This window comes from Caballeronia sp. BCC1704 (assembly GCF_902833455.1).
In the GTDB taxonomy this organism is placed as follows: domain Bacteria; phylum Pseudomonadota; class Gammaproteobacteria; order Burkholderiales; family Burkholderiaceae; genus Caballeronia.
Genome location: NZ_CADFFT010000001.1, coordinates 2,011,243 through 2,023,883 on the forward strand (window position 1 = coordinate 2,011,243; position 12,641 = coordinate 2,023,883).

The 12,641-nt window shown below is 65.2% G+C and carries 13 protein-coding genes; 7 read left to right on the forward strand and 6 right to left on the reverse strand.

The genetic code is table 11. The annotated features are described in order from the left end of the window. Both moaD and glp read right to left on the reverse strand, forming a co-directional pair. Positions 1–258, reverse strand: coding sequence for a molybdopterin converting factor subunit 1 (moaD, locus tag HWX53_RS09365; RefSeq protein WP_035970519.1), 258 nt, complete (start codon positions 256–258; stop codon positions 1–3). Between the two features lie 13 nt (positions 259–271). Then, positions 272–1,534: a gephyrin-like molybdotransferase Glp gene (gene glp / locus HWX53_RS09370; RefSeq protein WP_175940469.1), complete on the reverse strand. Its 1,263-nt coding sequence runs from the start codon at positions 1,532–1,534 to the stop codon at positions 272–274. 158 nt (positions 1,535–1,692) lie between these two features. On the opposite strand from glp, the gene HWX53_RS09375 reads away from it, so the two are divergent. The 6 genes from HWX53_RS09375 (at position 1,693) to HWX53_RS09400 (ending at position 6,809) form a co-directional block, all read left to right on the forward strand. After that, positions 1,693–2,238 carry an NUDIX hydrolase gene (locus HWX53_RS09375; RefSeq protein WP_175940470.1) on the forward strand — a complete coding sequence of 182 codons (546 nt, stop codon included), beginning with the start codon at positions 1,693–1,695 and terminating at the stop codon, positions 2,236–2,238. 16 nt (positions 2,239–2,254) lie between these two features. After that, positions 2,255–3,004: a leucyl/phenylalanyl-tRNA--protein transferase gene (aat, locus tag HWX53_RS09380; protein WP_175940471.1), complete on the forward strand. Its 750-nt coding sequence runs from the start codon at positions 2,255–2,257 to the stop codon at positions 3,002–3,004. Between the two features lie 123 nt (positions 3,005–3,127). Continuing rightward, positions 3,128–3,955: an arginyltransferase gene (locus HWX53_RS09385; protein ID WP_175940472.1), complete on the forward strand. Its 828-nt coding sequence runs from the start codon at positions 3,128–3,130 to the stop codon at positions 3,953–3,955. A 95-nt stretch (positions 3,956–4,050) separates the two neighbouring features. Beyond that, positions 4,051–5,082, forward strand: a complete 1,032-nt coding sequence (locus tag HWX53_RS09390; RefSeq protein ID WP_175940473.1) for a quinone-dependent dihydroorotate dehydrogenase — start codon at positions 4,051–4,053, stop codon at positions 5,080–5,082. A 114-nt stretch (positions 5,083–5,196) separates the two neighbouring features. Then, entirely contained in the window at positions 5,197–5,997 is an 801-nt protein-coding gene (locus HWX53_RS09395) for a cystine ABC transporter substrate-binding protein (RefSeq protein WP_175940474.1), read from the forward strand. Positions 5,998–6,149: 152 nt separating this feature from the next. Beyond that, positions 6,150–6,809: an amino acid ABC transporter permease gene (locus HWX53_RS09400; protein WP_175940475.1), complete on the forward strand. Its 660-nt coding sequence runs from the start codon at positions 6,150–6,152 to the stop codon at positions 6,807–6,809. Positions 6,810–6,823: 14 nt separating this feature from the next. Here the strand turns inward: HWX53_RS09400 and HWX53_RS09405 are convergent, their stop codons facing one another. The 4 genes from HWX53_RS09405 to HWX53_RS09420 form a co-directional block, all read right to left on the reverse strand. After that, entirely contained in the window at positions 6,824–7,795 is a 972-nt protein-coding gene (locus tag HWX53_RS09405; RefSeq protein ID WP_175940476.1) for a Gfo/Idh/MocA family oxidoreductase, read from the reverse strand. 148 nt (positions 7,796–7,943) lie between these two features. Further along, positions 7,944–8,705, reverse strand: coding sequence for an FCD domain-containing protein (locus HWX53_RS09410; RefSeq protein ID WP_175940477.1), 762 nt, complete (start codon positions 8,703–8,705; stop codon positions 7,944–7,946). Positions 8,706–9,253: 548 nt separating this feature from the next. After that, positions 9,254–10,405, reverse strand: a complete 1,152-nt coding sequence (locus HWX53_RS09415; RefSeq protein ID WP_175940478.1) for a glycosyltransferase family 4 protein — start codon at positions 10,403–10,405, stop codon at positions 9,254–9,256. Positions 10,406–10,533: 128 nt separating this feature from the next. Further along, positions 10,534–11,067, reverse strand: a complete 534-nt coding sequence (locus HWX53_RS09420; protein ID WP_175940479.1) for a GNAT family N-acetyltransferase — start codon at positions 11,065–11,067, stop codon at positions 10,534–10,536. 484 nt (positions 11,068–11,551) lie between these two features. Between HWX53_RS09420 and HWX53_RS09425 the strand changes: the two genes are divergently transcribed. After that, entirely contained in the window at positions 11,552–12,538 is a 987-nt protein-coding gene (locus HWX53_RS09425) for a DUF1839 family protein (protein ID WP_244140022.1), read from the forward strand. Positions 12,539–12,641: the final 103 nt, after the last annotated feature.

Genomic DNA, 12,641 nt, shown 5'->3' on the forward strand with positions numbered 1-12,641 from the left:
TCAGCCACCCGTGACCGGCGGGAAAAACGCGACTTCGCAGCCATCGGTGATGCGCTGCGAGGCGTTCGTCATCACGTGATTGCAGGCCATGCGCAATGCGCGGCCTTCCGCGAGCGTCTCGGCCCACACGCCGCCGCGCATGCGCAGCCACGCGCGCACGTCGCCGACATTGACGACCGTATCCGGCACGCTCACCGTCTCGTTCGCGACGCCCAGCGCCTCGCGCACGCTCGCAAAAAATCTCAGTTCGACTTTCATGGGACTTCGTTCCTTACCGCATCAACTCTGAAAAGGGAATGAACCGCACCGTCTCGCCCGCGCTGATCGCGTGATTCGGCGGATTGTCGATGAGGCCGTCGCCCCAGACGGTGGACGTCAGTACCGCCGAACTCTGGTTCGGGAAGAGATCGAGGCCGCCGCCGTCGTTCACGCGCGCGCGCAGAAACTCGTTGCGCCGATCGCCCTTTTTCTGCGTGAAGTCGGCGCGCATGGAGTAGACGCGCGGCGCGACATCCTCAACGCCCGCGAGGCGCAGCACGAACGGCCGCACGAACAGCAAGAACGTGCAGAAGCTCGAAACAGGATTGCCCGGCAAGCCGATGAAGAACGCCTCCTGCCCGCCTTCGCCGCGCCGGACCGCGCCGAACGCGAGCGGCTTGCCCGGCTTCATCGCGATCTGCCACATCGCGATGCGCCCTTCTGCTTCGACCGCCGGCTTCACATGATCTTCCTCGCCGACGGAAACGCCGCCGCAGGTCAGAATCAGATCGTGGTCGAGCGCGGCGCGGCGCAGCGTGTCGCGTGTGGCGTCGAGCCGGTCGGCCACGATGCCGAAGTCCGTCACGTCGCAGCCGAGCTTCGCGAGCAGCGCGCGCAGCGTGAAGCGGTTCGAGTTGTAGATGGCGCCGGGCGCGAGCGGCTCGCCGGGCATGCGCAGTTCGTCGCCGGTGAAGAAAATCGCGACGCGCACGCGACGCGTCACATCCAGCGCCGCGCAGCCGACCGACGCCGCGAGACCGAGCGCCTGCGGCGTCAGCCGCGTGCCGGCGCGCAGAATGACCGAGCCGCGCTCGATGTCCGCGCCCTGCCGCGTGATCCATTCGCCTGCGGCGGGCGGCTGCGTGAACGCAACGGTGCCATCGTCGGACGCCTGCGCCATTTCCTGCATCACGACGGCATTCGCGCCCGGCGGCACCGTCGCGCCCGTGAAGATGCGCGCCGCCGTGCCTGCCGCGAGCGGCTCGGCCGTGTGTCCGGCCGGGATGCGCTGCGAGACGCGCAGCGCGACCGGCGCGGCGTCGCTGGCGGCGGCGAGATCGGCGGCGCGGACCGCGTAGCCGTCCATCGCGCTCGTGTGCATCGGCGGGACGTCGAGCGGCGAAGTCACGTCGGCGGCGAGCACGCGCCCGAGGGCGTCGAGCGTGTCGATACGCTCGGTGTCCGTCACCGGGCGCGCGGCGTCGAGCAGACGACCGAGGGCATCGGCTGTGGCGAGCATCGGAGGACGAGAGGAACCGGCTGACGGAGAGGACATGGCTTCGCTGGGAGCGCGGCGCGCTGAAGGAATGGAAAAATGAGGCTATCGGCAACTATTGTAGCGACTCGTCGCGCGGCACCCGACACGCGCCGCCGCACGCGAAAGCTGCCCCGCCCCAGTGATACACTCGCAGCACACTTCCAGCGTCCATTTCCATGAAATTCTGTTCCGTCTGCGGCCACGAGGTCGGCCTGAGCATTCCGCCCGGCGACAACCGCGAGCGATTCGTCTGCAACAACTGCGGCACCGTGCACTATCAGAACCCGCGCAACGTCGTGGGCACCGTGCCCGTGTGGGACGACAAGGTGCTTCTGTGCCGCCGCGCGATCGAGCCGCGCTACGGCTACTGGACGCTGCCCGCCGGCTTCATGGAAATGGAAGAGACGACGAGCGAAGGCGCCGCCCGCGAAACGCTGGAAGAAGCCGGCGCGCGCGTCGAAATCCAGAGCCTCTTCACGCTGCTGAACGTGCCGCACGTGCATCAGGTGCATCTGTTCTATCTCGCGCGGCTGCTCGATATCGAACTGGACCCCGGCGAAGAAAGTCTGGAAGTGCGGCTCTTTGAGGAGAGCGAAATTCCGTGGGACGAGATCGCGTTCCCGACCGTCGGCCAGACGCTGCGCTTTTTCTTCGCCGACCGCGCCGCCGGCAACTTCACGCTGCATACCGGCGACATTTTCCGCACGCTGCGCGAAGGTTGAACGGCGCAGGACGATCATGGTCCCCTGGCTCGCCCACGACGATCCGTTTCCGCCGGTCGAGCGCGCGCTCGGCGCATCGAGCGGCGCGCCGGGCTTGCTCGCCGCGAGCGCCGATCTGCTGCCCTCGCGGCTCGTCGACGCCTACCGGCGCGGCATCTTCCCGTGGTATTCGGACGGACAGCCCGTGCTGTGGTGGAGCCCCGATCCCCGCATGGTGCTCGTGCCCGCCGAGTTCAAGGTGTCGCATTCGCTGCGCAAGACGTTGAAGCGCGTCCTTCGCGACGATGCGTGGGAAGTGCGCGTCGACCACGACTTTCCTGCCGTGATGCGCGCCTGCGCCGACACGCCGCGCGAAGGCCAGCGCGGCACCTGGATCACGGCGGATATCGTGGAGGCTTATACGTCGCTGCATCGCGCGGGCGAGGCGCACAGCATCGAAACGTGGCGCGACGGCGTGCGCGTGGGCGGGCTGTATGGCGTGTCGTTCGGGCGCATGTTCTTCGGCGAATCCATGTTCGCGCACGAAACGGATGCCTCGAAAATCGCGCTCGCGGCACTTGTCGGACACTTGCGCCGCCACAAAATAGAGATGATAGACTGCCAGCAGAACACGTCGCATCTGGCGTCGCTGGGCGGCCGCGAGATTCCTCGCCGCGCGTTCGTCGCGCATCTGCGCCGCGCGGTCGCCGAAGCGCCGATCCCGTGGCGCTTCGACAAGTCCGTGCTCATCGACCTCACCGGCACGGCCGCGCCCCGATCATCCTGAACCCGCGCCGGGCGCACCGTTTGCGACACGAGTACTCAGACACGCACGATCCGCCGCGCACGCCTTCGCCAACAGCGATGCGCACGCGGCAATGAAGAGACGACGCCTGCGAGAGCCGCCAAAGTGACACATCCGAACGAGCTGCCACTGTCACCGCTTTCCGCGCTGCAATTCTATGCAACAGCGCCTTACCCTTGCAGTTATCTGGAAGGGCGCGTGGCGCGCTCGCAAGTCGCGACGCCCAGCCACCTGATCAACTCCGACGTCTACACGGAACTCGTCAAGGCGGGCTTCCGGCGCTCGGGCGTCTTCACGTATCGCCCGTACTGCGACGGCTGCCGCGCCTGCGTGCCGGTGCGCGTGCCCGTCGCGCGCTTCGCGCCGAACCGCGCGCAGCGGCGCGTGTGGAAGCAGCACGGCAATTTGATCGCGAGCGTGGCGCCCCTGCATTACGACGAGGAACACTACGCGCTCTACATGCGCTATCAGTCGGCGCGGCACGCGGGCGGCGGCATGGACCGCGACAGCCGCGATCAGTACGAGCAGTTTCTGCTGCAGAGCCGGATCAACTCGCGGCTCGTCGAGTTCCGCGAACCGGCCTCGCCGGACACGCCGGATGCGCCCGGCGCGCTGCGCATGATCAGCATGATCGACATTCTCGGTGACGGGCTTTCGTCCGTGTACACGTTCTTCGAGCCCGACCTGCCGAAGACGAGCTACGGCACGTTCAACATCCTGTGGCAGATCGAACAGGCGCGAAGCCTCGACTTGCCCCACGTGTATCTCGGCTACTGGATACGCGAGAGCGAAAAGATGGCGTACAAGGCCAATTTCCGGCCGCTGGAAGGGCTCGTCGATGGCCGCTGGTCCGTGCTCGATCCCGCGACGACGCACTCGGCCGGCGCCCTGCCGATGCCGGGCCGCAGCACAGGGCCGGGCCAGCCGAAATAACGGCGTCCACGCGCATGTCATCCGGCTCCGGGCGCACGTCACAAAGCCGCTAAAATAGCGGTCTTAAAAAAATTTGCCGTCGCCGGCGCTCATCCGTGTTCAGTTCTCTCTACCCGCTCGCGCGTTCGCGCCTTTTTCGCATGGACGCGGAAGACGCGCATCACCTGACCTTGCGCATGCTCCGCGCGGCCGGCCGCACCGGACTCGCCGGCGTGCTCGGCAAGCGCGGCCCCGATTCGCCGCGCACCGTGATGGGCCTCACGTTCAGGAATCCGGTCGGCCTCGCGGCGGGACTGGACAAGGACGGCGCGTGCATCGACGGGCTCGCGGCGCTCGGCTTCGGCTTTATCGAAGTGGGCACCGTGACGCCGCGCGCGCAGCCGGGCAACCCGCGCCCGCGCATCTTCCGTTTGCCGGAAGCCGGCGCGCTCATCAACCGGATGGGCTTCAACAACGGCGGCGTCGATCAGTTCGTCGCGAATGTGCAGGCCGCGCGTTATCGCGGCGTGCTCGGGCTCAACATCGGCAAGAACGCGGATACGCCGATGGAGCGCGCAGCCGAAGACTATCTGTACTGTCTGGAGCGCGTGTATCCGTTCGCGAGCTACGTGACGATCAACATTTCGTCGCCGAACACGAAGAACCTTCGGCAACTTCAGGGCGCGGGCGAACTCGATGCGCTGCTCGGCGCGCTGAAGGACAAGCAGCAGCGTTTGTCGGACCTGCACGGCAAGCTCGTGCCGCTCGCGCTGAAGATCGCGCCCGATCTCGACGACGAGCAGATCAAGTCGATCGCGGGCACCCTGCTCGCGCATCGCATCGACGGCGTGATCGCCACCAACACGACGCTGTCGCGCGCGGCCGTCGCGGGCATGGCGCACGCCGACGAAGCGGGCGGCCTGTCGGGGCGTCCGGTGTTCGATGCATCGAACGAGGTGATCCGCAAACTGCGCGCGGAAGTGGGCACGGAAGTGCCGATCATCGGCGTGGGCGGCATCTTCTCCGGCGCGGATGCGCGCGCGAAGCTCGCGGCGGGCGCATCGCTCGTGCAGATCTACACGGGGCTGATTTATCGCGGGCCGGCGCTCGTCACCGAATGCGTCGAGTCGCTCGCGCAGGGAATATAGACATAAGCAAACGATCTTACGCGCCGGTTGCAGTTTCTCTATGATGCCGCACCTATCGGGCGCGGCGCTGGAAGAAGCGGCGCGCCACTTTGCCAACACGAGGAGAACAACACGATGAACCTGTCCACGCTCAAGAAGCTCGTTGCCGCCAGCCTGATCGGCGCGGCGTTCACCGCGGTCACCGCCACGGCGCACGCAGAAGACCTGCTCGATCAGGTCAAGCAGCGCGGCACGCTGCGCGTCGGTCTGGAAGGCACGTTCCCGCCGTTCAACTCGAAGGCGCCGTCGGGCGAACTCGTCGGCTTCGACGTGGATATCGCGAAGGCCGTCGCCGCCAAGCTCGGCGTGAAGCCCGAGTTCGTCACGACGGAGTGGAGCGGCATCATCGCGGGCCTGCAGGCGGGCAAGTTCGATGTGATCGTGAACCAGGTCGGCATCACCGACAAGCGCAAGGAAACGCTCGACTTCTCGCCGGCGTACACGTACTCGAACGCGCAGCTGATCCAGCGCGCCGACGACAAGCGTGACTTTAAGTCGCTCGAAGACCTGAAGGGCAAGAAGCTCGGCGTCGGCCTCGGCACGAACTACATGGACATGGCGAAGTCGGTGCCCGGCATCGACGTGAAGACGTATCCGGGCGCGCCGGAATATCTGCGCGATCTGGCCGCGGGCCGTCTGGACGCCGCGCTCAACGACCGCCTGATGCTCGCGTACCTGCTCAAGAACTCGCAATTGCCGCTGCGCACGGGTGCGAATGTCGGCGCGGGCAATCCGTCGGGCATTCCGTTCAAGAAGGGCAATCCGAAGTTCGCGAAGGCGATCGACGACGCGATGACCCAGCTCGAACAGGACGGCACCTTCGCGAAGATCTCCGACAAGTGGTTCGGCATCGACGTGACGAAGCCGGCGAAGTAAGCACGCAGACACGCGAGCGCACGCATGATCGGGCGGCATCGTCTCACGGTGCCGCCCTTCTCTTTTTCGCGCCCGGTTTATGATGTGCGCTTTCGCGCGCCGCCCGGCTCTTCGTTTCCATCCGCGCGCTTTCCGCTTACGTTTTCCCGTTCATGTCGACCACTTCCCTGCTGGTTCAATCGGCGCCGGTGCTGGCGCAAGGCGCGCTGCTGACGATCAAGTTCGCGCTGTACTCGATGTTCTTCGGCCTCATCGCGGCCACGGTGCTGGCGCTGATGGGCATCAGCCGCAACCGCGCGCTCGTCGGCATCGGCCGCGTCTACGTCAGCGTGATGCGCGGCACGCCGCTCCTCGTGCAGATCTTCGTGATCTATTACGGCTTGCCGAGCCTCGGCATTTCGCTCGAACCGACGCCCGCGGGCGTCATCGCGTTATCGGCGAACGTGGCGGCGTATCTGTCAGAAAGCATGCGCGGCGCGATTCTCGGCATTCACAGCGGACAATGGCTCGCGGCGTACAGCCTCGGCCTGTCGCGCACGCAGACGCTGCGCTACGTGATCGGGCCGCAAGCGCTGCGCATCGCGGTGCCGAGTCTTTCGAACAGCCTCATCAGCCTTATCAAGGACACGTCGCTCGTTTCCGTCATCACGGTGACGGAGCTTTTGCGTAGCGCGCAGGAAGTGATCGCGGCGACGTATCAGCCGCTGCCGCTCTATCTGGCGGCGGCCTTCGTCTACTGGCTGCTGTGCAGCGTGCTGGAAGTCGTGCAGCGCGTGTTCGAGCGGCGGCTCGCGCTGCCCGGCCGGCACTAACGCGCGCGCCTCGTTCAGTCTTCCTCGAACGGGAAGCGCACGCGCAGATCGCGCCGCGCGGCGTCCATGATCGCCATCATCCGCATGGACATGACATGCGGCATCACCGGACTTTCGGTTACACCCGCGCGCAGCAGCTCGCAGAAGTGCGCGGTCTCGTAGTTGAGGCCGCCGCCTGAAAACGGCTCGTCGAGTTCCACCTTGCGGCCGTCCGTATAGGCGATGGTCGCGCGAGACGGGTTCCACCAGTTCTCGTGAATCACCACGGTGCCTTTCGTGCCGCCGATGAGCGCGTCGCCGCGTCCTTGCAGGTCCATTCCGCAGAAGAGCTGCGCGATGCCGCGCTCGTGCCGCACGTTGAGACTCGCGAAGACATCGACGCCCGTCGCGCCGACGCGGCCGATCGTCTGCACATCGAGCGCCTCGCCGAGCCAGTCGACGGCGAGAAACGCCTCGTAGATGCCGATATCGAGCAACGCGCCGCCGCCCGCTTCGAGTGAAAAGGACGGATGATCCGCCGGCACGTTCGCCATCGAGCAGCCCGCGCGCACGAGGCCGATATCGCCGATCGGATCGGCCTGCAGATGCTCGCGCAAGCGCCGATACAGCGGGTAGAACGGCGGCTTCATCGCCTCCATGAAGAGGACCTTCGCGCCACGCGCTGCGTCGATCATCTGCTGCAAAATGCGCGCGTTCACGGCGGCGGGCTTCTCGCATAGCACCGGCTTGCCCGCGGCGAACGCGCGCAACGCATAGTGCGGATGGCTGTCCTGCATCGTCGCGACGTAGAGCGCGTCGATGTTGGCGAGCAAGGTATCGAAGTCATCGAATGCGGTCGCGCCGAACGGCTCGGCGAGCGCGCGCGCCGACTCCGGCCGACGCGAAGACACGCCCGCGAGCGTCGCGCCCTCGACGTGTTGCAGGCTCTCGGCAAAGCGCCGCGCGATGCGCCCCGCGCCGACGATGCCCCAGCGTATCGATTCCATGCAGTTTGCCTCCGGATATTGGGTCGTGCGGGGATTGTGCCTGAATGCGCCGCGCGAAAAAGACAAAGCCGGGCACGAGGCCCGGCTTTCATCGGACGATGCGATCGCGCCGCGCCTTCGCACCGACAGCGGCAGCGCTAGAGACCGCTCAGGCTCCGGCCGACGCGTTCACGTCCGGGGGCGAGACCGGCTGGCTCGGCTGAATCATGCGTTCGAGCGAGAACGCGCGCCCAACTTCCTCCGCCGCGAGATCGACGAGCGAGCGCGTCGCGCGTTCGGCGGCTGCCGGGTCTTTCGCCTCGATCGCCTCGACGACGCTGCGCTGCGCCGCGAGCGTCGCCTCGCGCACGGACTCGATGCCATCCACGATCGGATTCACCGTCACGAGCGCGCCGCGCACGATGGCCGTCATCTGCCGGAAGAACTGGTTGCCGCTGGCGGCGACGATGCGCGTATGCAGCACTTCGTCCGCTGCCTGATACTCGGGCTCGCCAACCTGAAGGCGCGAGAGCGTATCGAACGCGTCGCGGATGCCGGCGATCTCATCGGGCGTCGCGCGCGCGGCGGCGAGCGCGGCGGCGCGCGGCTCGATCAACATGCGGAATTCGATTACATCCCGCAAGAAAGTCTGGTCCGGCTTCGCGCGAAAACGCCACGACACCACGTCTTCGTCGATGAGACGCCAGTCGCTCATCGGCCGGATGCGCGTGCCGGTTTTCGGCCGCACGTCCAGCATATGACGGGCGAGCAGCATCGAGAGCGCTTCGCGCATGACGGTGCGGCTCACGTCGAACTCTTTCGAAAGGATGTCTTGCGGCGGCAGTATCGCGCCGTACTTCTGCTCGACGATCCCCGAGACCAGCCCGTCCATGACCTTCGCCACCAGCGACCGCTCTTTGTTTTCATCCATCACGCTTCTCCCCTATCCGCCTGTCCGTAGCCCATGTGTGTCTGCGCGCGTTCTCTCACGCGCCCTGCGGCGGCCAGGGCGAGGAATTTGCGAACATCCATTCGTCGCACTACACGTTGCGTCTTCGTCGCGCTGAAAACCAGTGAGGAATTTCCTGACAGGGTATTCCCTCTGATCGCCGCACACGAGCCGCCTTCGTTGGCCGCCGTTACCATTCGTTGCCCTATTAATTGCCCTATCGATTGAGTATTCGTACGCTCAATTCCTGCGCTCGCGCCGCGCGGGCGCCGTCGTTCATCAGGGAAACTGATGAATGACAGCGTCGCAGCGCGGCGTTTTATTGTGTGATTTTTCGGCCGGAAATCGTCAGCCGTTCATGCACTCATTTGAGCAAGCATCTCGTAGGCTTTCTGTGCGAACGCGAACGCTCGCCCGCGCGGGGGCGGCTATTGTATGACGCGATTACCGAAATTCTCATGCAGTGCTTAGTTCATGAGAATGCGGCTTTCAAACGCCGTCGCATCGTTTTGCGCGGCGTATTGGGGCGCTTACATGGCACCGTCGGAGGCGCGCGGACGCCTCGCATGCATGCGTTGATCGCGGCGTTGCAGCGCCTCGCGCTCCGCAAGCGTCTGCTGGTAGATGGCGACGTAGTCGCTGCCGACTCTTTCGACCGAAAGCCGCTGAATGTCTTCCCGCGCGCGCGCCGCATACTGACTGCGCGCTTGCGAATCGAGCAGCAGCCAGCGCAACTTCGCGGCGGCCTGCGCCGGATCGCCCGGCGCGACGAGCACGCCCGCGCCGCCGCCATCGAGCAGTTCGGGGATACCGCCCACGCGCGTCGCGAGAATCGCGCAGCCCGCCTCGCGCGCCTCGGCGATCACAAGCGGACACGGGTCCTGATGCGACAGGAGCGCAAAGACGTCGGCGTTCGCGAGATAAGGGCGCGGGTCGGTCACGAAGCCCGTGAAATGAACAGCCGATTGCAGACCGAGTTCCGCGGCGAGCGCTTCCATCGACTCGCGCTCGGGACCATCGCCGATCAAATACAGGTGCGGCTCCGCGATGAAGTCGCGCTGATGCGCCGTTTGTTCCCGCACGATCGCGAAGGCTTTCAGAAGATCCGCAATGCCTTTTCTCCGATACATTCCCGCGACGCAGACGACGCTCGGCCGCTTCATGTGCACCGGACGCGCCGCAGGACGACACGTGAGGCGCGGCGCGCCGACCGCGCCGTTGAGCACGACCGACACGCGCTCGCGCCCGATGCCGCGCTCCTCCAGCGTGCGTGCAACGGCATCGCTCACGGCGACCATGCGATCGCCCGCGCGCACGAGCGACGCGCTCTTCTGCAATTCGTGATGCACGGTGGTCACGAGCGCGAAGCGGCGGCGCATGCTGCCGAATCGCGAGATGAGCGCGCCCGTCATCATGTGCGCGTGAACGATGTCGGGATCGAAACGATCGATGAGACGATTGAAGCCCGCGATCATCGACGGCACGCGCCAGGGCTGCCTCGACTGTTGCAACGGAATGTGCGTGATGCCATGACGCCGCAACAGCGGCTCGAAGCCGCCGCCCGATGAAGCGACGACCACGTCGTGTCCCATGCGCGCCTCCATGCATGCGAGATCGACCATCATGTTGACGGTGCCGTTGCCGATGATCTGCGCGTGGTTGGCGAGATGGACTATTCGCATGAGGGTGCCGGTTGCGCGCGTGCCGGCATGCGTGATTACGCCGGCCGCGCGGTTCGTTATCGTTATGAAGAAGAGCTATGGGTATCGCAGACACGCGCGCGCCGAAGACATGCGGCGCGCGTCGCGCTTCAAAGCAGTTCGTACGTATTGGCGAACGCGTTGACGCCCGCTTGCTGCAACTTGCTTGCGCTCGTTTCGCGCGTCGTGCGGCCTTTTCTTGTCAGACCGATATAAGGCATGCCGTGTTCGAGGAACGGTCCTTCCGTCTTGCGAAAACCGAACGCTTCGTAAAACGCGCGCAGACTCACGGGCGCCGTGAGCCGCACGGCGCGGCCGGGCCAACGTTCGGCGCACACGTTGAGCACGCGTTCGATGAGCGCGTGCGCGGTGCCATCGCCACGACGCAGCGGACTCGTCAGGATTTTGTCTACGACGACTTCGGGATCTTCGAGATCGCCTTCGTGAATGCGGGCGTAAGCGAGCACCGGCATCGGGCGCGTCATGTCATCCGTGGCGAAGACGTGCACGCCGGTTTCATCGCGGCCGTCCGCATCGAGATGCACATGCGATTGCTCGACGACGAACACCGCACTGCGCGCACGCAGAATCAGATAAAGCTCGCGCGCAGTGAGCTGTTCGAAATCCAGGGTCTTCCAATTCATTGGTTGTTCTCCTTGCTGCCGGTTTCTCACCGGCGTTGCGACGATTGAACGTTACGTCCCGCGAAACAAGCTTTCAGTGCGGGGGCGCACCGACTCCAGGGCTTGCAGCCCCGTCAAATAAGGCCAACCACACAAGAAGGCGTCTTCGGGGAAAAGGACGCCTTCACGAGATCCATCACGACATGTCACCCGAGTCCTGCGCCACGCGCGGAAGGCTCGTGCACGTGCCGCGATAGCACTCGCGTCGTTGCGCACCTTCATGGGAAAATCACAATGCAACCCGCCATTGAACGCGGCGCCTTAGAAAGCGATAAAAGCGCAAGCGATAAAAACGCAGGTAAAAACAACGAATGCTTCGGCGCGCACGCGGTATCGGTTGCCGGCTTTTCAGGCCCGAGGTAAGCCCATGAGCGCGTTTCATACCAGCGGTATGACGAGTTCCGGCGTCAGTCGTTCACGCGTCGTTTCACTCGATCCCTTGCGCATGCGCGCGAAACGTCATCGCGCGCATGCGCTGCATCGCGCCGAACGCATCTGGCGCGATGGCGCAGGCCCCGTCGACCTGTGGATCGAGCTCTTGCATGGCAACGGACTCGAACCGCATGCGATGCTGGCCTACACGGTCACGCAGGACTTCGAAGACGATCAGTTCACGCTCGGCCGTCCGCCTTGTGAAGACATCGAAAAGCTCTACGGCTTGCAGGTGCATGAACTCGCTCTGTTCGGCTCGCTCGAAGAACGCGCGCTCGTGCAAACGCGCCGCGGCAATACGGTCCTCGTCGAAGTCGATGCGTTCTTTCTGCCCGACATGCGCGCGACGCACTATCGACGCGAGCATGTGAAGACCACCATCGGCATTGATGTGATCGATCCCAACGCGCGACGGCTCGGTTACTTTCATCACAGCGGTTATCACCTGCTTCACGGCGACGACTACGACGGCGTGCTCGGAACCAAGGCCGCGCACGATACGACGTTATCCGGTGCAGCGGGCACAACGCATGGGCAAGCACTATTCCCGCATGTGGAGTTCATCAAACGCGTGGGCGAATCGCTCGGCGGGACAGCGCTTGCGGAAGGATCGGCGGACCTCTTATGCGCGCATCTGCTGCGCCGTCCGATGCACAACCCGATATCGCGCTGGCGCAGCGCGTTTCCCGCGCACGTCGATACGATGCTCGAGCGCAAAGAAGCGTATGCGCGGCCCTATGGGTGTCATGTGATGCGTCAGTTGGGCGCGAACTTCGAACTGCTCGCGCATTACCTCGAATGGATGCGCGAACACGGCTTCGATATTCCCGTGACGACGCACGTGGCCGCTCGCGCGATAGCAAGCGAAGCGATGGCGCTGCAATGCCGGCTCGCGCGGGCGCTCGCAGACGGGCAGGCGGATCTCTGCGACGCCTCGTTCGACATCATGGAAGCCGCGTACGAGCGCGTGGTGCCCACGCTCGCGGCTATCGTCTGTTGATCATTCCAATGCGTGGTGCGCGATGCATGCCCAATGCATGCGCAATGCATGCGCGTATGACATCGCGATGATCGCACGTCGCGTCATGCGCATTTCACGCTCG